At 65.0% G+C, this 20,685-nt stretch carries 18 protein-coding genes; 5 read left to right on the top strand and 13 right to left on the bottom strand.

What is annotated here, in order from left to right:
- Window positions 1-7 precede the first annotated feature (7 nt).
- From flgJ to XaplCFBP3123_RS06785, 10 genes are all read right to left on the bottom strand, one after another.
- Entirely contained in the window at window positions 8-1,192 is a 1,185-nt protein-coding gene (gene flgJ / locus XaplCFBP3123_RS06735; protein ID WP_104533379.1) for a flagellar assembly peptidoglycan hydrolase FlgJ, read from the bottom strand.
- A 1-nt stretch (window position 1,193) separates the two neighbouring features.
- The gene (locus XaplCFBP3123_RS06740) at window positions 1,194-2,312 is read right to left on the bottom strand and encodes a flagellar basal body P-ring protein FlgI (protein ID WP_104533380.1); all 1,119 of its coding nucleotides are present in this window, start codon (window positions 2,310-2,312) and stop codon (window positions 1,194-1,196) included.
- Window positions 2,313-2,322: 10 nt separating this feature from the next.
- Window positions 2,323-3,015, bottom strand: coding sequence for a flagellar basal body L-ring protein FlgH (flgH, locus tag XaplCFBP3123_RS06745; protein ID WP_104533381.1), 693 nt, complete (start codon window positions 3,013-3,015; stop codon window positions 2,323-2,325).
- Between the two features lie 38 nt (window positions 3,016-3,053).
- Complete coding sequence (gene flgG / locus XaplCFBP3123_RS06750; protein WP_016901723.1) at window positions 3,054-3,839, bottom strand: flagellar basal-body rod protein FlgG; 786 nt, start codon at window positions 3,837-3,839, stop codon at window positions 3,054-3,056.
- Between the two features lie 942 nt (window positions 3,840-4,781).
- The gene (gene flgF / locus XaplCFBP3123_RS06760; RefSeq protein WP_005921307.1) at window positions 4,782-5,537 is read right to left on the bottom strand and encodes a flagellar basal-body rod protein FlgF; all 756 of its coding nucleotides are present in this window, start codon (window positions 5,535-5,537) and stop codon (window positions 4,782-4,784) included.
- Between the two features lie 144 nt (window positions 5,538-5,681).
- Complete coding sequence (flgE, locus tag XaplCFBP3123_RS06765; RefSeq protein ID WP_104533382.1) at window positions 5,682-6,905, bottom strand: flagellar hook protein FlgE; 1,224 nt, start codon at window positions 6,903-6,905, stop codon at window positions 5,682-5,684.
- 31 nt (window positions 6,906-6,936) lie between these two features.
- Window positions 6,937-7,608, bottom strand: coding sequence for a flagellar hook capping FlgD N-terminal domain-containing protein (locus tag XaplCFBP3123_RS06770; RefSeq protein WP_104533383.1), 672 nt, complete (start codon window positions 7,606-7,608; stop codon window positions 6,937-6,939).
- Window positions 7,609-7,645: 37 nt separating this feature from the next.
- On the bottom strand, window positions 7,646-8,053 hold the full coding sequence (flgC, locus tag XaplCFBP3123_RS06775) for a flagellar basal body rod protein FlgC (protein ID WP_005914451.1): 408 nt from the start codon (window positions 8,051-8,053) through the stop codon (window positions 7,646-7,648).
- 3 nt (window positions 8,054-8,056) lie between these two features.
- On the bottom strand, window positions 8,057-8,458 hold the full coding sequence (gene flgB, locus XaplCFBP3123_RS06780; RefSeq protein ID WP_104533384.1) for a flagellar basal body rod protein FlgB: 402 nt from the start codon (window positions 8,456-8,458) through the stop codon (window positions 8,057-8,059).
- 362 nt (window positions 8,459-8,820) lie between these two features.
- On the bottom strand, window positions 8,821-9,765 hold the full coding sequence (locus XaplCFBP3123_RS06785) for a chemotaxis protein (protein WP_104533385.1): 945 nt from the start codon (window positions 9,763-9,765) through the stop codon (window positions 8,821-8,823).
- Between the two features lie 297 nt (window positions 9,766-10,062).
- Here XaplCFBP3123_RS06785 and flgA point away from each other — a divergent pair, with 297 nt between their 5' ends.
- The 4 genes from flgA (at window position 10,063) to XaplCFBP3123_RS06805 (ending at window position 12,812) form a co-directional block, all read left to right on the top strand.
- The gene (gene flgA / locus XaplCFBP3123_RS06790; protein WP_104533386.1) at window positions 10,063-10,707 is read left to right on the top strand and encodes a flagellar basal body P-ring formation chaperone FlgA; all 645 of its coding nucleotides are present in this window, start codon (window positions 10,063-10,065) and stop codon (window positions 10,705-10,707) included.
- Window positions 10,708-10,773: 66 nt separating this feature from the next.
- Window positions 10,774-11,085, top strand: coding sequence for a flagellar biosynthesis anti-sigma factor FlgM (gene flgM / locus XaplCFBP3123_RS06795; protein ID WP_104533387.1), 312 nt, complete (start codon window positions 10,774-10,776; stop codon window positions 11,083-11,085).
- Between the two features lie 21 nt (window positions 11,086-11,106).
- Complete coding sequence (locus XaplCFBP3123_RS06800) at window positions 11,107-11,433, top strand: flagellar protein FlgN (RefSeq protein WP_104533388.1); 327 nt, start codon at window positions 11,107-11,109, stop codon at window positions 11,431-11,433.
- A 152-nt stretch (window positions 11,434-11,585) separates the two neighbouring features.
- Entirely contained in the window at window positions 11,586-12,812 is a 1,227-nt protein-coding gene (locus XaplCFBP3123_RS06805) for an ATP-binding protein (RefSeq protein ID WP_104533389.1), read from the top strand.
- A gap of 129 nt (window positions 12,813-12,941) precedes the next feature.
- Here XaplCFBP3123_RS06805 and XaplCFBP3123_RS06810 read toward each other — a convergent pair whose 3' ends face one another.
- Together XaplCFBP3123_RS06810 and XaplCFBP3123_RS06815 are read right to left on the bottom strand one after the other, a co-directional pair.
- On the bottom strand, window positions 12,942-14,663 hold the full coding sequence (locus XaplCFBP3123_RS06810) for an EAL domain-containing protein (protein ID WP_104533390.1): 1,722 nt from the start codon (window positions 14,661-14,663) through the stop codon (window positions 12,942-12,944).
- Window positions 14,664-14,666: 3 nt separating this feature from the next.
- On the bottom strand, window positions 14,667-16,799 hold the full coding sequence (locus XaplCFBP3123_RS06815; RefSeq protein ID WP_172453135.1) for a PAS domain S-box protein: 2,133 nt from the start codon (window positions 16,797-16,799) through the stop codon (window positions 14,667-14,669).
- Between the two features lie 120 nt (window positions 16,800-16,919).
- Between XaplCFBP3123_RS06815 and XaplCFBP3123_RS06820 the strand changes: the two genes are divergently transcribed.
- Complete coding sequence (locus XaplCFBP3123_RS06820) at window positions 16,920-19,706, top strand: bifunctional diguanylate cyclase/phosphodiesterase (protein WP_172453136.1); 2,787 nt, start codon at window positions 16,920-16,922, stop codon at window positions 19,704-19,706.
- Between the two features lie 694 nt (window positions 19,707-20,400).
- Here XaplCFBP3123_RS06820 and XaplCFBP3123_RS06830 read toward each other — a convergent pair.
- Window positions 20,401-20,685, bottom strand: coding sequence for a hypothetical protein (locus XaplCFBP3123_RS06830; protein WP_104533392.1), 285 nt, complete (start codon window positions 20,683-20,685; stop codon window positions 20,401-20,403).

Raw genomic sequence — 20,685 nt, forward strand, 5'->3', positions numbered from 1 at the left:
GTTTACCTCAACGACGAATGGTGCCGAGCGCAGCAGGCTCGGCGGTGCTGGCATAGCGGTTGGACAGGTCGGCCGCCGCGTTGCCGATTGCGGCTACCGCACGGTCGATGGTCGGACCGTTGGCGATCGCCGCGATCTTGGCTGCGTAGCCCGGATCGGTGGCGTATCCAGCCTGTTGCAAGCCGCGTGCAAAACCCTTGATATCGGTGCCGGCCTGCAGGGCGGGCTGGTAACGACTGTTGTTCTTCAGCAGCCGCACGTAATCGGCAAAGCTCTCCTCGGCCGAGCTGTAGGCACGGAAATCGGCGGTTTCGGTGGTTTTGACGCCATTGACGTATTCGTGGGTGCCGGTGGTGACCTTGTCGCCGCTCCAGCCGGTGGCCTTGATGCCGAACAGGTTGTTGGAGTCGCCGCCATTGCCGATCCCGCGCCGGCCCCAGCCGGTTTCCAGCGCGGCCTGCGCGACCAGCGCACGCGGATCCACACCCAGTTCGCGCGCGGCCTTCTGCGCATGCGTCCAGATCTTGGCGACGAAGCCTTCCGGGGTGCGCTCGCCCAGGCTGGCGGCTGCGCTGCTTGCCGCGCTCGCATTGACCGCGGCGTTGGCGTCGGCGGCATCGCTGGCCGCCACATCGGCCCAACGATCGTTGGCCGAGGGCCAGCTCAGTGCGGCCGCATCGTCGCTGCCGGCATCGCTGCTGCCGGTGCGCCCGGCGATCAGATCCAGCACCTGACTCATGCCGATACCGCTCAGGCCGCCTGCGCCGATTCCTGCAGCGGTGCCGAGAGCCGTGCCAGCACCGACGTCGGTCGCCGTGCCATCGCGGGTCGGCAGCGGCAACGAGGCGTCGCGCTTGCCGGCCACCAGCGCATAGGCCTTGGCGGCATCGGCGGTGCTGAGCGAGGTATTCAACGCCGGGCCGCCGGTGTCGCCGCTCAACTGCTTGGAGATCATCGCCGACAGGCCCAGCCCCTTACCGTCGGTCAGCGCCTTGGCCATCTGCTGGTCGTACATCTCGCGGAACATCTGGTTTTCGCCCGGAAACATCGGGTCGCCGGAGCTCGCATCGCGCATGCTCTTGACCAGCATCTGCGCGAACTGTCCTTCGAGCTGACGTGAGACCTTGTCGATCTTTGCGGGATCGGCCTTGGTGCTCGGGTTGAGATCAATGGGCGAGGCTGCGATACGCATGTCAGATCACCTCCAACTCCGCCGTGAGCGCACCGGCCTGCTTGAGCGCTTCCAGGATGGCCACCAGGTCGCCGGGAGCGGCGCCCACCTCGTTGACTGCGCGCACGATCTGATCGAGCGTGGTGCCGCCTTCGAACTTGAACATGCGGCTGCCTTCGGAGGTGGCCGTGATCGTCGACTGCGGGGTCACCGCGGTGCGGCCGCTACTGAAGGCGCCCGGTTGGCTGACATTGGTGTTCTCGCTGATGGTCACGGTGAGCGAGCCATGTGCGATCGCCGCCGGCATCACCCGCACCAGCTGGCCGATCACCACCGTGCCGGTGCGCGCGTTGACCACCACCTTGGCCGGCGCATCGCCCGGAGAGAGTTCGACATTTTCCAGCCGCGACAGCAGACCGATACGCGCGCCAGGATCGGTCGGCGAGCGCACTGCCACGGTCACGCCATCCACCGCACGCGCGGTACCGGCGCCGAAGCTGCTGTCGATCGCCGCGACCATGCGCGAGACGGTGGTGAAGTCGTTCTGGTGCAGGTTGAGGGTGATCTCGCCGCTGCCGGCGAACACGTCCGGCAAGGCGCGTTCGACGGTGGCGCCGTTGGGAATGCGACCGACGCTGGGAATATTGACCGACACCCGTGAGCCGTCCTTGCCCTGCGCGCCGAAGCCACCGACCACCAGGTTGCCCTGCGCCATCGCATAGACCTGGCCGTCGGCGCCTTTCAGCGGTGCCATCAGCAGCGAGCCGCCACGCAGCGACACCGCGTTGGCGATCGAGGACACGGTGATGTCGATCGGCTGGCCGGGCTTGGCGAACGGCGGCAGTTCGGCATGGATGGCCACGGCCGCGACGTTTTTCAGCTGCGGATTGACGTTCGCCGGAACATTGACGCCCAGCTCGCCGAGCAGGTTCTTCAAACTCTGCACGGTGAAGGGCGCCTGGCTGGTACGGTCGCCGCTGCCATCCAGGCCGACCACCAGGCCGTAACCGACCAGCGCGTTGCCGCGCACGCCGCCGACCTGGGCAAGATCCTTGATGCGCTCGGCCGAGGCCGGCGCGGCGATCGCGCAGACCGCCACAGCGGCGGCCAGCAGACGGAAGGGCAGGGAAGACAGATTCATGGTCGCAGGCTCAGTAGGGCGACAGACGGGAATTGAAGAAGCGGCTCAACCAGCCCATCGCGTTGGACTGCGCGACCGCGCCGCGGCCGCCGTAGGCGATGCGGGCGTCGGCCACCTTGCTCGAGGGCACGGTGTTGTCCGGGGCGATGTCGGCGGCGCGCACGATGCCTTGCACCTGCACCAGCTCGTCGCCCTGGGTCAGGCGCAGGTTCTTCTGCCCCTGGATCACCAGATTGCCGTTGGGCAGGCGCTGCATCACGGTGACGGTCACGCTGCCCTGCATGCGATTGCTCTGCGCCGTGTTGCCCTTGCCGGCAAAGCTGCGGTCGCCGCTGGTGCTGTTCTCCAGCACGTTCAGGCCGCCGACGGTGAGCGGAGCGCCCAGCAGCGTCGGGGCGGCCATGGTGGTCGCGTCCTTCTTGCTGATGCTGGTGTTGGCGGTGGACGAGGCGGTGGTGCTTTCGACCAGGTTCACCGTCAGCAGATCGCCGACATCGCGCGCACGGCGATCGCCGTACAGATTCAGGCCCGGGCCGGCCGCATAGATCGCACCGGCGGTGGGCTGCGCCACCGGCGCGACCACCGGCACGATCGGCGCCAGTTCGGCGAACGGCCGCACATCGCCGGCTGCCACGCAGCCGCCCAGCAGCGCGCTGCAGGCAATGGCGAGGCACAGGGAGGAGAGAGAAGGCAGGCGTGACATGGTGTGGATTCCTGAGAGGGCAGCGACCGGCGAGCCGATCAGACGTTGTTGTTCAAGTAACCGAGCATCGAGTCGGTGGTGGAGATCGCCTTGGCATTCATTTCGTAGGCGCGCTGGGTTTCGATCATGCTCACCAGTTCTTCCACCGTATTGACGTTGCTGCCTTCCAGCGCGCCCTGCACGGTGTTGCCCAGGCCGTTGAGGCCGGGGGTGCCGTTCTGCGCGGGGCCGGAGGCGGTGGTTTCGACGAACAGGTTCTCGCCCTTGGACTGCAGGCCCGAAGGATTGATGAAGTCGGTCAGCGTCAACGCACCGATTTCCTGTGCGGCGGCCTGGCCGGCCAGCGTCACGCTGATGGTGCCGTCGTTGCCGATGGTCAGCGACTGCGCGCCTTCGGGGATCTGGATACCCGGCTGCAGCGGGTAGCCGCTGTTGGTGACCAGCTCGCCCTGCGCATTGATCTGGAAGGTGCCGTCGCGGGTATAGGCCGAGGTGCCGTCAGGCATCTGCACTTCGAAGAAGCCGCGGCCGTTGACCATCACATCGAGCGCGCGGCCGGTCTGTTGCTGGCTGCCCTGGTCGAAACCCTTGAAGGTGGAGACCACCCGCACGCCGGTACCCAGCTGCAGGCCGGTCGGCAGCTGCGTCTGCGCGGAGGTGGAGCCGCCCGGCGCACGCACCTGTTGATACAACAGGTCTTCGAACGCCGCACGATCGCGCTTGAAGCCGGTGGTATTGGTATTGGCCAGGTTGTTGGAAATGACCGACATGCGCGTCTGCTGCGCATCCAGTCCGGTTTTGGCGACCCACAAAGCCTGATTCATGACCCGATTCCTCGTTAGACCCGGGGATGTGTTCCGGGTACGGCTGGGTATATGCACGTGCCGTGCCAAACCCGCGCCGGATTTTTGCCGGCTGTGCGCAGGATCACGCGCAGTGGCGTGCGGCGTCCTGCGCAGGGCAGGGCTGGCGGCGGATGGGCAGCGGCTAACCGGAAGCGGTGGAAACCTGCGCGGCAGATCAGGCGCGGTAGATCGGTTGCCGGTCAGCGATGTGTGCGACGACGTGTGAACCCTTGGCGCTGAGTGCGGAAGGGTTCTGGGGATCTGCCGGCTGGCATTGCGACGTCCTGGCATTGCGACGTCAACAGCCTGGTTGGTCGAACGCGCGGCGGCCTCACCGCTCGCGGGACACGCCGCAAGTACATCCTTGTAGGCTCGGTGGCGGCATCCATGCCGCCACACGGTCCCGCAATCGGCGAGGCCACCGCACCAGAGAGTTTGTCGGTTGCTCTCTTAAAGCTTGTCCATTGCTCGGCTTGCATTGAGAAGATGAATCGGGCGTGCCGTTATCCAGGCAACCCACGTCAGGCATTAGTTTGCACCATACGCACCGACCATCCCGACTGGCCCTTGCCTGCTCACCGTCGCGGGACCTTGAGCGGCATGGATGCCGCGCCCGAGCCTACAAGGACGTACTTGCGGCGTGTCCTGCGATGGTGGGCGGGCAAGGGCCCTGCATTCAAGTCACAAACCAGCCGCTCTGCAGCGAAGGCTTGGCTCAACAGCGTTGCCAGCCGCACACACCTTGCCGTCACACCATCGCTAGTCAGCGTCAACGCGTACGAACCACCTGCGAGACCGCAGGAGTCAGAGTCGAACGACATGTCACTTCGCTCGCGAGCCACGTCCCCCGGGCGGCCGCCATCCAGGTGCTCGGCAGCGCGGCAAGCCAACCGGCGGTGGTGTAGTGGGCGCCAGTGGCGCTTAACCGCTGACCCGCAGCAGCGAATTGGCCGACTGCGCGTTGTCGTCGCCGTTCTTGATGATCTTGACCTGCATTTCGAACTGACGCTGCAGCTGGATCATCTCCACCAGCGCGCCGGCGGCGTCCACGTTGCTGCCCTCCAGCATGCCGCTGTTGATGGTCTTGCCGGTGGCCACCGCGAACGCCTGCGCCGGGTCGGTGCTGGTGTTACGCATCAGCCCGTCCGGGCGCCGCGTCAAGCGGTCGGCGGGGGCGTCGACCACCTTCATTTTGCCGACGATGGCCATGGTCTGCGGACCTTCGCCCTGCGGAATGATCGAGATGCTGCCGTCGCTGCCGATCTCCATCGCCTGGTGCGGCGGGATCGTCATCGGGTTGCCGCCCTCATCCAGCACCGCATGGCCATTGGCGGTGACCAGCTGGCCATTGGCAGTGAGCGCCAACTCGCCGTTGCGGGTGTAGGCCTCGCTGCCGTCGGGCGACTGCACCGCCAGCCAGCGGTCCTGCTGCAGCGACACGTCCAGCGGGTTGCCGGTGACCTTCTGGTGGCCCTGGCTGCGGTCGAAGCCCTGGTCCACATGCAGCGCATCGATCCGCGACGGATAGCCCTTGCCCTGGATCTTGAACGCCTCGGTATTGGCCAGCGCAGCCTTGAACCCCACCGTATCGACGTTGGCGAGATTGTGCGACACGGTGCCCTGCGCCTGCAGGGAGGCGCGGGCGCCGGTCATCGCAACGTAGAGAGCTTTGTCCATGAGGCACCGGGATGGGGGAATCGGGAATCGGGAATCGCAAAAGCGGGATTGCGGGGGGCTGGGGAGTAGGGGGCAAGGCCGGCATCCGCTACGCGCGAAGCCGGCTCTTACGATTCCCTAATCCCGATTCCCCATTCCCAGCCGTTAACGAATATTGATGATCGTCTGGGTGACCTGATCCTGGGTCGAGATCATCTGCGAGTTGGCCTGGAAGTTGCGCTGGGCCACGATCATGTTCACCAGCTGCTCGGTCAGGTCCACCGTGGAGGATTCCAGCGAGCCGGATTCGATCTGGCCCAAGTCCGAGGTGTCCGGTGCGCCGGTGCGGGCAGCGCCTGAGGTGTAGCTTTCGGCCCACATGTTGTTGCCCTGCGACTGCAGGCCCTGCGGATTGACGAAGCTGCTCAGCGCGACCTGGCCCAGCGGCTTGTCGGCGCCATTGGAATAGCGGGCGAACACCACACCGCTGGTGTCGATGCTGATCTCGTTGAGCTTGCCGCTGGCATAGCCGTCCTGGCGGGTGTCGCGCAGCGCGAAGGCTTCGCCGTACTGGGTCGAGCCGCTGACGTTGAGCTGCATGCTCAGCACGCCGGCACCGGTGCTCGGGGTGAACGGGTCCATCGTGATGATGCCGTTGGCCGGGGTGGTCAGCGCGCCGGTGTCGGAGAACTGCAGCGTGGTCGGCGCACCGACCGCGGCGCCGTCCACGTAGTTGTGCACCTGCCATTCGTTCGGGTTGGCGGTCTTGACGAAGTAGGAGGTCTGCACATGGCTGACGCCCAGCGAATCGTAGACATTGATACCGCCGGTGGAGTGGCTGTAGGTCTTGTCGTCGGCCGGGCTGAACGGGGTCACCGTCGGTGCGGTGGCATTGCCGGGCAGGGTGAAGGCCAGGTTGACCGTGGAGGTCGACTTGGGCGGGCTGTCGGTGGTCAGCAGCTGCAGGTCCGACAAACGGCCGACGTCGAAGCCATTGCCGCTCGGGTTGGGGGCGAAGACCTGCAGGCGCGCACCCTGCGGATTGACCACATAGCCATTGGCATCGGTCTGGAAGTTGCCGGCGCGGGTGTACATCTTGGCGCCGTTGGAGGACACGGTGAAGAACCCCTCACCGGAAACCGCCAGGTCCAGGCTGCGCCCGGTCGGGTCGATATTGCCCTGTGAGAACTGCTGCGCCACATTGCTGACGCGCACGCCCGAACCCACCGCATTGCGCGACAGGCCGTAGCTGGTGCTCTGGAACATGTCGGCAAACTCGGCGCGCGATTCCTTGAACCCGGTCGTGTTGACGTTGGCGATGTTGTTGGAGGTGACGTTCAGATCGGCATTGGCTGCGTTGATGCCGGACAACGAGGTATTGAAAGCCATGGATGAGTTCCTTTAAGTGTCGATTGCCGGCTCAGCTGACGCGGAGCACGTTGGCGAGCGGGGAGGTGCCTAGCCCGGTCAGGTTGAGATACAGGCCGTCGGAGCCGATCGTGACGCTGTCCACCGGTGCGTCGACATAGGTGGACAATTTGCTCTTGGAACCGGCGGTGTCGGTCTGGGTGGCGGTCACGCCGTACTTGCCGGCGGCCATGCGGTTGCCGTTGGCGTCTGTGCCATCCCAGGCGAACGACACCTCGCCGGCGGCGCTGGCCGGCACGCTGAGCTGCTTGACGAAGGCGCCGTTGGCGTCGGTGATTTCGAAATTGACGGTGCCCGCCGAGGTCGCGGCGACCACGCCCTTGGCCGAGCCGGTGGCGTCGATGGCGACCTGCGCCGATGGCACCAGCACGTTGTGCCCGACCAGCGATGCGCCTTTGAGCACCTGGTCGCTGCTCTGTGCCGCGGAGAAGCTGCTGACCTTGGTATTGAGGTCGCCGATGCCCTGCACGGTGGAGAACTGCGCCAACTGGCCCAGAAAGGCGCTGTTTTCCATCGGTTTGAGCGGGTCCTGGTGCTGCAGCTGCTCGGTCATCAACTTGAGGAAGTCGGCCTGGCCGAGCGATTCCTCCTTCTTCTTGGTCGATGTGGCGCTGCTGGCGGTCAGCCCGAGGCTGGTGTAGAGGTCACTACCGATCGTGCTCATTTGAAAGGGTCCGTAAGGGAGGGGGCAGCTAGGAGGGTCAGCGACCCATGGTCAGGGTGGCGAGCGCCAGTTCCTTGGCGGTGTTGAGCATTTCCACGCCGGCCTGGTAATTGCGCGAGGCCGAGATCATGTTGACCATCTGCGAGACCGGATCGACGTCGGGCGAGAACACGTAGCCATCGGCATCGGCCAGCGGATGGCCGGGCTCGTAGCGACGGATCGGCGGCGCGTTGGTGGTGGTGATCTCCTTGACGTTCACCGAGGTCAGGCTGGGGTCCTGGCGACTTTGCTGGGCCTGGAAGATCGGCTCGATCGGCTTGTAGGTCGCCTCGGCCGAGCCAGCGACGGAGTCGGCATTGGCCAGGTTGGAGGCGATGGTGCTCAGGCGGACCGACTGCGCATGCAGCGCCGAGCCGGCCACATCGAAGATGGGAAGATTGCTCATGACTTATTGGCCCGTGATCGCGGTGAGCATCGAGCGCACCTTGGATTCGAGGAAGCTCAGCGAGGCGCGGTATTCCAGCGCGGCGCGGCCGTAGGCAGCACGTTCGGCATCGGGATCGACGGTATTGCCGTCCAGGCTGGGCTGATCGGATTCGCGGGTGATCTGGAACGGATTGAGCCCGCCGCTGCTGCCGATCTCGAAATGCTTGGCGTCGGTGGTCTGCAGCAGGGTACCGTCGCGCACGCCCTCGGCCGATTTCAGCGCCGCCTCGAAGTCCATGTCCTTGGCCTTGTAGCCAGGGGTGTCCACATTGCTCAGATTGCTGGCAATGAGCTTCATGCGCTGCTCGCGCAGCGGCAGAGCATCGCCGTGGATGCCTAGAAAGGACGAGATGGAATTGGACACGGTGCTCTCCCGCGAAGTGTTACCAGGGAGAAAGCAATGTTTGTGCCACATCGAGGTAGCGCGGGCCGCAGAACGCGGCAAATGATCGGCGTTGCCGACGAACGGTAGCTGGCGGTCCGGGGAACACGACGGACCCGTGTCCACGGACCTATGTCCGTCGCGTAGTTGGTTCAATCAGGCGCGCCAAGCCGGAAGCGTAGGCGTTACCCGAGGCGCGGGCTGGCGTTTACCGGGTGTGACTTCAACAGGGCGTCGACGCACCGACCCCAACCGCTCGATCTTCTATGACGCGGCACCCTTTGCAGCCCGGCGCGGCGCTTGGTGCTTGCGATCGGCTCCGACCCGGCAGCCGCCTGGCCTGCTCAGGCCGCTTCGGCGACCACTTTCAGGCGGGCCAGCACGTAGTCTGCCAGCTCGTGGGCGCTGTACTTGGCCACGAAGGCGTTGGCGCCGACCTGTTCGACCATGGCGTTGTTGAACACGCCCGACAAGGAGGTATGCAGGAGTACGTACAGGCCTTGCAGCCCAGGCGTGCGCCGGATTTCCGTCGTCAGCGTGTAGCCGTCCATGGCCGGCATTTCGATGTCTGAGATGACCATCGCATAGCGGTCTGCCGGATTCTCGCCTGATGCAGCGACCTGCAAGAGATGGTCCAGCGCCTGGCGGCCGTCGGACAACAAGGTCGCCGAGACGCCGAGCTGGTCGAGCACGCTGCGGATCTGCTGACGCGCCACGCGCGAGTCGTCGACCACCAGCACCTGGAACTGCCGGTCGTAGGCGACCAGCTGCAGCGAGGGATCCAGCTGCACGTCCTTGCTGACCTTGGCGATGTCGGCGAGCACGCTCTCCACGTCGATGACCTGGATCAACTCGCCCTGGAACCGCGTCACCGCCGTCAAATAAGTGGCTTCGGCGCCCAGTTCCGGCGGCGGATGGATATCTTCCACCGCAATATTGACGATGCGCTCCACGCCGCTGACCAGAAAGCCCTGGACCGACCGGTTGAATTCGGCCACCACCAGATAGCCGGGGCCGTTTTCCGAGTGCGCATCGCGCTCCGGGTGGCCGATCGCCAGCCCTAAGTCCAGCACCGGCACCGAGCGCCCGCGCACGTCGGCCACGCCGGCGAACTCGCTCGGCAGGCCGGGCACCTGGAACAGCTCCGGGCGGCGCAGCACTTCCTGCACCTTGAAGACGTTGACGCCAAAAAGCTGGCGCCCGCCCAGCCGGAACAGCAGCAGGGCCAGTCGATTGTGGCCAGCCAGACGCGTGCGCTGGTCGATGCGGTTGAGCAGATCGTGGGTCATGGGGCAGATATCGACAGCGCCCTCGGAAAACTTGAGCGGTTTTAAGTTTGGTGTGGGGCGCTGTCGGGAATCGGGAGTCGGGAATGGGGAATCGCAAAAGCGGAGGGCGTTTTGCAGCAAGCCCGAGGCGAAGGACCGTGCTGTGACGTACCTACGGTGTTCACTAAGGAAATCGCACATCAGCAACGAAGACCGATCAAGGCTCAGCCCCCGACCGATTCCCCATTCCCGATTCCCAATTCAAAAACAGGCACACCTCTTGCAATGTCTTTCAGGTCTTCCTCCGGATCTGGTCCCATGCGCCTGCTCCTGCTTGTCATCTTGTTGGCTGCCGCTCCGGCCTGGGCCCAGAGCTATCAGTCTGTCGATTCCATCCGTGCTGCGGCACTGGCCACTGTTGGCCCGGATGCCGAGGCCGAGGCCACGCTCGATCCGGGCTTGCGCATGCCTGCCTGCCCGATCGCGCTGCAGGCGCAGCCGACCGGCACCAATACGGTGGAAGTGGCCTGCCCGCAGCCGGCTGGCTGGCGCCTGTTCGTGCCGCTGAAGGTGCGTCGCAACCAGGACGTGTTGGTGTTGCGCCGCGGCATCGGCGCTGGAGAAGTCATTTCGCTGGCCGATATCAGTATCGAGAAGCGTGACGCCGCACGCATCGTCGGTGCGGTGCTGGCCGATCCGGTGGCTGCGGTGGGCAAGACCGCCCGGCGCATCCTGCCTGCCGGCTCGCTGCTGTCGTCCAACGATCTGGTGACGCAGCGGCTGGTCCGGCGCGGCGACACCGTGCCGCTGGTGTCGCGCAATGGCGGTCTGGAGGTGCGCATGAGCGGTCGCGCGCTGTCCGATGCCGGCGAGAACGAGCGGGTTTCGGTAGAAAATTCCTCTTCGCGCCGGGTGGTGCAGGGGATCGTCGAAGCGAGCGGGACCGTTGTGGTGTCCAGATAGAAAATCGCTATAAAGTTTTTTTTGGGCATGCCGTTATCCCCTACGACCTGTAGAGGAGTTCCTGACATGACCCAGAAAATCGAAGGCAATCTACCGACCGCTGCAACCCTTCGCACCTCGGCCACGAGCAGCAAGATCGCCTCGGCCGGTGAAGACCGCGCGTCCCCGATCGCCGCACTACCGCCCACCGACAGCGTCAAGCTGACCGGTGATGCGACCAACCTGCAGAACTTGCAGCGCACGCTGTCGCAGTCCTCGGCGATCGACACCGGTCGCGTCCAGGCAGTGAAGGATGCGTTGCAGAACGGCAGCTATTCCATCAACCCGGATGCCATCGCCAGCCGCATGATGGATCTGAATCAGCAACTGGCGGGTTGATCCCCGGCCCAAAGGACGAACGTGAACGAGTTCCTGCAACGTCTCAGCGATGCGCTGGCCGGCGAACGCCAGGCATTACTCGAGAACGACATCGATGGGTTGATGCGCCACACGCAGGACAAGCTGTCGGCACTGCGCGCGCTGGAAGCGGCAATGCCCCAAGGCGAAGAAGAGCGGCTGCGCGAACTGGCCGAAGCCAATCGCGCCAACGGCGCGCTGCTGGCGCGCCGGCGTCGCGAAGTGAACTGGGCACTGCGTCATCTGGGCCGCACCGAGAGTGCGCCGTCCTACGATGCCAAGGGTCAGTCGAGCGTGCTGCGCGGCGGTCGTTCGCTGGCAGTGGCCTGAAGCAGCGCAGCGTGTCCGAGCGCAGGTGCAGGCTGGACCAGGTGCGTGTGGTGCAGCGCTGAGCTGCCCGGCGTGCAAGAGCGTGGCCCCGCGCAATACGAGCCCCGGGTGGTTCGGCGTATATTGAAGTCTCCTCTACGCCGCCTTGTCCCGTGACTGCCAAGTTCTTTCTCAATCAAACCTTATTACCGTCCTCGACCATGCTGCGCGCTTTTGGCGACCAGATGCTCGAGGGCGTGCTGCTGTTCCGCGCAGACGGGCAGATGATCCTGGCCAACGCGGTCGCACGCCAGAGCCTGTGCAAGGAAGATCCTGACGACGATCGCAATCTCGGCGAGCGGATCTCGCAGGTGCTGCCGTCGGATGCGCTGAATCAGGCGCGCAGCAAAGGCAGTTGGACCGGTAGCCTGCCGGTTGCCGATCGCGTGGTCATCGCGCATCTGTACTACAACGAAGAGCAGGGCGTCGGGCACTTTCTGGTGCTGTTCCACAACATCGAAGGCCAGCAGGATTACGAGCGCGAGCTGCAGCAGCGCCACGCCGAACTGCGCCAGGCCTATCTGCGTTTGAACGGCGCCCAGGACAAACTGCTGCAGTCGGAGAAGATGGCTTCCATCGGCCAGTTGGCCGCCGGCGTGGCGCACGAAATCAACAATCCGATCGGTTACGTGCACTCCAATCTCGGCAGCCTGCAGGAATACCTGCGCAGCCTGTTCACGCTGATCGAAGCCTACGAGCGCGCGCTGCAGGCGCCGGATCCGAAAGCGCTGATTCCGGAGATCGACGAGATCCGCAACCGTGCCGACATCGACTTCATCAGCCGCGACCTGCCGCAGTTGATGGCCGAGTCGCGCGAAGGCATCGAGCGGGTCACCCGCATCGTGCGCGACCTCAAGGACTTCTCGTATTCGGACCGTTCCGAGTCGTGGAAGATGGTCGACCTGCACGCCGGTCTCGAATCCACGATCAACATCATCTGGAACGAACTCAAGTACAAGGTCACGCTGGAGCGCAATTACGCCGAGTTGCCGTTGGTGGAGTGCCTGCCGTCCGAGCTCAACCAGGTCTACATGAACATGCTGCTCAATGCCGGCCAGGCGATCGTCGAGCGCGGCACGATCACCGTCACCACCGGCCGCGACGAGGCCGAAAACGTCTGGATCCAGTTCCAGGACAGCGGCGCCGGCATCGCTCCGGACCTGCTGCAGCGCATCTTCGACCCGTTCTTCACCACCAAACCGGTCGGCAGCGGCACCGGCCTGGGCCTGTCGATTTCCTACGGCATCATCAACAAGCACCACGGCCGCATCGACGTCGAAAGCACCCCGGGGCAGGGCGCCAGTTTCAGGATCGTATTGCCGGTGCGGCAGCCGCGGTAGCGCTGCGCGCTGGGATTCGGGAATCGGGAGTGGGGAATCGGTAGAGCGGGTTTGCTTGTGATTTACGCTTGACGCGTAAATTGAAAATCTCGGAAACATGCAGGGACAGTGCACTGCTTTCCCGATTCCCTATTCCCTGCCGTTACGTAGCTCATCGTGCGTGCGGAAGGCCTGACGGATGTGCTCGCGCAGCTCGTCGTCGTTCCAGGGTTTGGTCAGAAAGCGGTAGATCGCGCCGCGGTTGATCGCCTCGGTGACCGTGGCCAGGTCAGTGTAGCCGGACAGCACCAGGCGCACGGTGTCGGGGTAGAGCATCTTGACCCGGCCCAGGAACTCGGTGCCGCTCATGTCGCTCATGCGCTGGTCCGACAGGATCACCTGCACGTCGTTGGTGGCGAGCAGGTCGAAGGCGTCGCGTACGTTGCCGGCGGCCAGGATGCGGTAGCCGTCGCGGCGGAACAGCCGCACCAGCGAGCGCAGCACGTTTTCTTCGTCGTCCAGCAGCAGCAGCGTGCGGTCGGGGCGGCTTTCGGCGAACGATTCCGGGCGCAGGTAGCGGCGGCGTAGCGCCATGCCGGCCGACTCGGCCGACATCGGTTCGCCGAACAGATAGCCCTGGAAGATGTCGCAATCGTTGCGCCGCAAAAACCCCAGTTGCGCCTGCGATTCCACGCCGTTGGCGATCACCGTCATGCCGAGCTGGTGACCCATTGCGATGATCGCGCGCGCAATCGCCGCCTCGCGGCTGCCGGCCGGCGCGCTCTTGATGAAGCTGCGATCGATCTTCAGCCGGTCCACCGGATAGCGCACCAGTGCGCTCAGGCTGGAATCGCCGGTACCGAAGTTGTCCAGGCTCAGGCTGATGCCTTCGTTGCGCAAGTTGGCCATCGTCTCGTGGACGAAGTTGACGTTGTTGGTCAACGCGCTTTCGTTGATCTCCAGCGTCACGAACTGCGCCGGTACGCCGGCGGTCTGCAGCATCGCCATCACTTCGTTGAAGAAGCCCGGGCGCAACAGCTGCAGCGTGGAGACGTTGACCGCGATGCTGAAATCGTCGAAGCCCTGGTCGCGCCACAGCCGCGCCTGACGCACCGCATTCTGCAGCACCCATTCGCCGATCTGCACGATCACACCCAGGCGCTCGGCGGTGCGCATGAAGCGCTCCGGCACCAGCATGCCCAATGTGGGCGATTGCCAGCGCAGCAGCGCTTCCATGCCGACGATACGGCCGTCGCGCGCGCTCACCAGCGGCTGGTAGCGCAGGCGCAGTTCGCCATGCGGGATCGCATCGACGATCTGTCGCGCAATGATGCTTTCGCTATGCGCATTGGTGGTCGAGTTGCGCGTGTACAGCCGCACCGTATTGCCGCCTTCGCGTGCGGCCTGGTAGCTGGCTTCTTCGGCGTAGTCGAGCAGCATCGACAGCGAGGTCGAGTGTTCCGGGCACAGGCTGACGCCGACCTTGCCGGTCATGAACAAGGTGTACGGTAGCACCGACAACGGCAGTTCCAGCTGCTGACGGATCTCTTCGGCAAAGTCTTCCGGCAGCGGGGTATCCTCGCGACGCACCGCCACCACCACCATTTCATCGCTGCCGTGACGCCACAACTTGCCGCGCGCGCCGAGAAAGTCCTGCAGCCGGCGCGCGACCAGCGTCAGCGCCTGATCGCCGACTTCGGCGCTCATGTTCTCGTTGATCGAGGCGAAGTGGTCGATATCGATGTGGAACACCATCAGCGGCGGGCCGCCGGATGCGGCAGCGTCCACCAGATGCAGCAGTTCGGGATTGCCCGCGCCCAGGCGGGTGGGTTTGACGACTTCCAGTCCGGGCGGGATTACGGGGCTCCACATGACTTAACGTCCACCATCGTCGTGGACGGGCTCGCCGACCGGGTGATAGGGCAGGCGCAACGTCACGCGCGTGCCTGCTCCAGGTGCTGATTCTATCGCGAGCGCACCGCCGACGGTTTGCGCACGCTCACGCATCACGATCAGCCCGAGCCCACGCGGGCCTTCCGGTTCGAAGCCATCGCCGTCATCGCTGACTTCCAGGCGAAAGCTCTCGCTGTCGATCGAGTATAGGCGCATGTGCACTTCGCCCGCGCAGGCGTGGCGCAGCGCGTTGGTCAGGCTTTCCTGCGCAATCCGGAAACACGCTTGCTCGATCTCGTTGCCCGGTCGCACGTCCAGTGCCTGGATATCCAGCTCCAATCGCACCGGCGATGCGCGAAACAGCATCGAGGCCTGCCAGCGCAAGGCCGCTTCCAGGCCCAGCGCATCCAGCTGCGGCGGACGCAACAGCATCGACAGGTTACGCAGCTTGGTCACGGTGCTGTCGGCCAGCGATACCACTTCCAGCAGGTCTTCGCGGCGCGCGTCCGGATCGGGTTCGTCCAGCGCCGCATGCGCGGACAGCTTCATCGCCGTGATGGCCTGGCCGATGTCGTCGTGCAGATCGCGCGAGATCGCGCGGCGTTCGTCCTCCTGCAGCGAGAACAGGCGCTTGGCCATCGCCTGCAGCTCGGCATTGCTCTCGGCCAACGCATCGCGCATGCGCTCAGGTTCGCTCAGGTCGCGCACCACCAGCAACTTGCAGCTGCGCCCGCCATAGCGGATATCGCCGGCCGACAGACCGGCATAAAAGGTGCTGCCGTCGCGACGGCGCATCGCCCGTGCGCTGGACACCGGCTCGTTGCGATCGCTGCCCGCGCGCAGATACTCGCGCACCACCGGCAGATCGCTGTCGCTCACCAGGGTCTGCAGCGGTTCGCCAAGGATGGTTTCGCCCTGGAAACCGAACTGCACCGACCCGGCGGCATTGGCATACATCACGTGCTCGTCGGCCAGGATCAGTACGCCATCCGGCAGCACCCTGACCAGCTCGCGGAACTGCTCTTCGCGCTCGCGCAGCAACCGGCGCGATTGCTCGCGCTCGCTCACGTCCTGTAGCGTGCCATGGATATGCCGGGCACCGTTCGGGCTGGTCACGCTTTCGGCGCGCAGATGGACGGTGCGCGGCTGCGAATCGCCGCCAGCCAGCGGCAGCAGCACATCGATCTGTACTTCGCCGCCGGTACACATGTCCTCGATCATGCGTTCGATCCGAGTCTGGGTGGCAGTGTCAGAGGCGGTCAACAGTTCTTCCAGCCGATGCTCGCGCCGATGCATCGGCACGCTGCGGCCGAGCAGGCGGTACACCGCCGGCGAATAGCGCCCCAATCCGGTCGCGCGATCCAGTTGCCATGAGCCCAGCCGCGCGATGCCTTGCGCCTCTTCCAGGCGTTGGAGCGCCTCGTCGCGCAGATGCTGGGCTTGGCGTTCTTCGCTGCGGTCCACGGTGACCACCAGGCGCGCGGGGCCGCTGACTAGATGCAGCTGGTTGCTGCGGATCTCAACATGGCGCAGGCCGCTGCGGGTCAGCAGATCCTCGTGCCGGGTGCAGGTGTCGGCGCCCTTGGCGCGGATCTGGGTGATGATCTGCAGAAGGCGCGCGCCGTCGGCGTCGGGCCAGATCGCCTGCAGCGTCTGCTGCAGAAATTCGTCGCGCTCCCAGCCGAAGAATTCCAGCGCTGCCGGGTTGGCATCCAGGATGCGCAGGGTGGCCAGGTCGTAGATCAGGGCAGGGCTGGGCAGGGCCAGGAACTTGGCCTGCAGCACCGCCTCCGATTGCGCCAGTTGCGCGTGTTCTTCGACGATCAGCGCCACGAAACGCCGCAGCACCAGATGGATCACGATGCTCGACACCAGCAGAAAGCTCGCGTCCGACCAGCGCTCCGGCATGGCGGCGCCGGCCAGGTGCAGCAGTCGGTTGCCCAGCAGCAGCCAGATCACCCCGACCAGCAAATATAGCCCGGTCAGGGTCCAAAGACCTTGTTGCAGGCGCTCGGCGAGGCGAAGACGGGAAACGGGAGCGGACGAAAACGCGGGCGCGGCGACAGGATGAGGCATGGGTCCGCGGACGACCTTTGGTGCTGGCGATGCAACCATCTTAGCCGCAACTCGGCCCGGTTCGGTCGAGCCCGAAACACGCGCCTCAACTAATCGCGAAAACGGCCGTTATCCATGGCGACTCCGAAGGCCGGGGTCGATTCTTCGGAGTGTTCCAGAGTGGACTCAGGCGTCATCGCAAGCATGCTGCAGCACCCGCTGACCTCGGCGGTGGTGTTGTTGGATGCGCATGGCCAGCCTCTGGCGGCCAACCGTGTTGCGCAATCGCTGGGATTGCCGGCCACCCTTGGCGCCTATGCCGAAGTCCTGGAAAGCAGTCGCGCCCAGGTGGCCAATAGCGGCGGCATGACCGCCTGCGTGCTGCCGGGCACCGGTGGCGGGCGTCTGGAAGGCTGGCTGCGCGCGGTCTGCGACGAACACGGCCAGGTCATGGCCTTCACCCTGAGCATTCCCGAGCCAGTGGGCGCCGACGGTACCAGCCGCTGGGAAATGGGGCTGGACAGCGCCGATCACGGACTGTGGGACTGGGATATCCCGGCCGATGTGGTCTATCGCTCCGAGCGCTGGACCCGCATGCTTGGTTATTCCGAGCAGCCGCTGCCGAACAATCTCACCGCCTTGTCCGGGCTGATTCATCCCGACGACCACGCGCTGGTCACTGCTGCCGTGCAGGCGCACCTGGACGGGCGTACCGATACCTATACGGCCGAATTCCGTCTGCGTCAGCATGACGGCCAGTGGCGCTGGATCCTGGATCGCGGCCGCGTGGTGTCGCGGACCGCCGACGGCCGTCCGCTGCGCATGGTCGGTACGCATACCGATGTGCACCACCACAAATTGCTCGAGCAGCAGCTGCGCGAGCAGCAGGCCCAGCTCGAAGAGGCTCAGCGCATCGCCAGCATGGGCAGCTGGAGCTGGGACACGCTCAAGGACGCGCTGTGGGTGTCGCCGGATTTCCTGCAACAGCTCGGCATGACCCAGTTGCGCCTGCAGAGCATTCGCGACATCCTGCGCCTGCTGGGCCGGCCGTCGGTTGCGCATCTGCGCAGTGCCTGGCGCAAGATCAAGCACGAAGGCCTGCCGGTGCATTTCGAGCTGGAAATCAACGTGCTTGCCGGCGTCAATCCGCATCACGTGCGGGTCTGGGCGCAGCCGGTCTTCGACGGCAACGGCAGCATGGTGCGTCTGCTCGGCCAGCTGCAGAACGTCACCGAGCAGCGCCAGACCGATGCATTGATCCGCTGGCGTACCGAGCTGCTCAACCGCGTGTCTGCGCTGGGCAAGATCGGCGGCTGCGAGATCGAGGTCGACACCCGGCGCATGCAATGGACCGAGGAGTGCTACCGCATCCACGGCCTGCGCAAGGAAAACATCACCCTGGAGCAGGCGCTGTCGCTGTACACGCAGGATTCGCGCGACGCCTTCGAGGCGGCGCTACTGCGTATCGCCGACGGCGGCCTGCCCGAACAGCTGGACCTGTGTTTCTACCGCAACTCCGGCCAGCGGATCTGGGTACAGGTGCTGATCGAACTGGACCGTCGCGAAGGTCTGCCGCCGCGTTTCGTCGCCTTGTTCCGCGATGTCACCGGCGAACGCGAAGCCAACGAGCGCATCGAGCTGCTGGCCCACTACGATCGCCTGACCGGTCTACCCAACCGCTTCCTGCTGCGCGAGCAGGCAGAGAACGCGATTCGCGAAGCGCACGAGCGCGGCCAGGTGCTGGCGATGCTGCTGATCGATCTGGATGGCTTCAAGAGCATCAACGATTCGTTCGGCCACGCCACCGGCGACAATCTGCTCAAACTTGCCTCGGCACGCCTGCATCAGCATCTGCGCAACAGCGACCTGTTCGGCCGCTTCAGCGATGACGAGTTCATCGTGCTGCTGCGCGATCTCTCCGAGCCGGAAGACGCCGGCCATGTTGCGCGCAAGCTGATCAGCGCGCTTGGCGAGCCGCTGCGCAAGGACCATGTCACCCTCAAGCTCGGTGCCAGCATCGGCATCGCGCTGCAGGGCGAGGGCCTGTCGGATTTCGACAGCCTGTTGCGCGCCGCCGATGCGGCGATGTACGCAGCCAAGGAATCGGGCCGCAACACCTTCCATTACTACAGCCAGGACGTGCTGATGCGTGCGCAGCGTCGCCTGGAGCTGGAACACGCGCTGCAAGGTGCGCTGGAACGCGAAGAGTTCACCCTGGTCTATCAGCCGTTGGTCAATACGATGGGAGAATCGTCGCCTGCGATCGAAGCGCTGATGCGCTGGAATCGCCCCGGCCATGGCCAGTGCAGCCCGGTCGAGTTCATTCCGATTGCCGAGGAGTGCGGCGAGATCGTGCGCCTGGGCGAATGGGTGATCGGCGAGGCCTGCCGCCAGGCGGTGGTCTGGGATCGCGCCGGTCTCAATTTCAGCCGCATCGCGGTCAATGTGTCTGCGGTGCAGCTGCGCGAGCGCGGTTTTGCCGAGCGCGTGCTGGAAATCTGCCGCGACAACGGCTGGTCGCCATCGCGTCTGGAACTGGAATTGACCGAATCGGCATTGATCCGCGATTCCGACTCGCTACGCCGCTGCTTCGAGCTGTTCGAGCAGAATGGTGTGCTGTTGGCGGTGGACGACTTCGGTACCGGCTTCTCCAACCTGCATTACCTCAACCGCTTCCCCGTGCAGCGTCTGAAAATCGACCGCAGCTTCGTACAAGGGATGCTCGACGACGCCAACACCGCCGAAGTCACCCAGGCCATCGTGCATCTGGGCCATGCGCTGGGCATGCAGGTGGTTGCCGAAGGGGTGGAGACGGTGCAGGAAGATGCACTGCTGCGCCAGCAGGGTTGCGACGAAATCCAGGGCTACTTCTATTCGCGGCCGCTCTCGCCGCGCGACATGGCGCAGTGGCTGCGCGAAGCCGAAGCCGGCATGCGCCTCGGTGCGCGCCTGGTCATCGCCAGCTGACGCAATCTGTAGCAGCGCCAGGCGTCGCCTGGCCGTTCTAAAGCGCAGGTCAAAAGCTCAGGGAGTCGAGAGCGCGATGCCCTCACCACTTGCGGGACACGCCGTGAATCTGTCCGTGGAGGCTGCTTGGCGGCATCCATGCCGCCAAGGGTCCCGCAACCGGCAAGGGCACTGCACCAGAGAGTTGGTCGGTGGCCAGATAAAAACATACTTACTGCGAGGCCTTGAGACTTTGAGAAGTCCATAGCCTGCTTGGTGAAAGCCTGCCTGTTACTCAGCTTGCGTTAGGGAGATTTTCGGACGCGAGGCGATCCGAACAGTGCACGTCATGCTCTGCTTGCAACCACACACACCAACTATCTCGACTGGTCCTTGCTCGCCCACCGTCGCGGGACCTTACGCGACATGGATGCCGCGTAATAGCCCACAAGGACGTACTTGCGGCATGTCTTGCGATGCGGGCGGGCAAGGACCCTGCAGCCAGGCCGCAGATCAGCCGATCGAAGCGTTACGTGATGTCGTGGAAGTCGTCGAGCAGACGGGCAGGGGAGACCTCACCCTGGTGCTGCAATCGCACGGTACTGCGTGTTCAGAGCCAAGCCTGGCATGGCCTGACGCAAAAACGCCAAAGGTCGGGCAGTGGATACAGCCAGCGGGGCGCCTGCCGAGGCACGCCCCGCCGTCGTACAAAACGTCAGCGTCCAGACACGTCGACAGCGTCGCCGTCCAGACCCATATCCCAGGCCACGGTCGCGAACAGCAGCTCTTCTTCGCTGCAGCTGCGGCGCGGGTTCTGCATTGCCTGCACTTCCGCACGCGCGGCACGCTCGAGCCGTTCCAGCGCGGCCGGCATGCGCACGCTGCGCAGCGCGGGCCGGGCAGCGTCGCTTTGCGCAATGCGCTGGGCTTGTGCAGCCGCCAGCGCGCCTGATTCCAGCACGGCGGTGGATGCATCGGTGGGCGGGGCAAGAAGCGTCAT

This window comes from Xanthomonas arboricola pv. populi (genome assembly GCF_002939945.1).
GTDB classification, from domain to species: Bacteria; Pseudomonadota; Gammaproteobacteria; order Xanthomonadales; family Xanthomonadaceae; genus Xanthomonas; species Xanthomonas arboricola_A.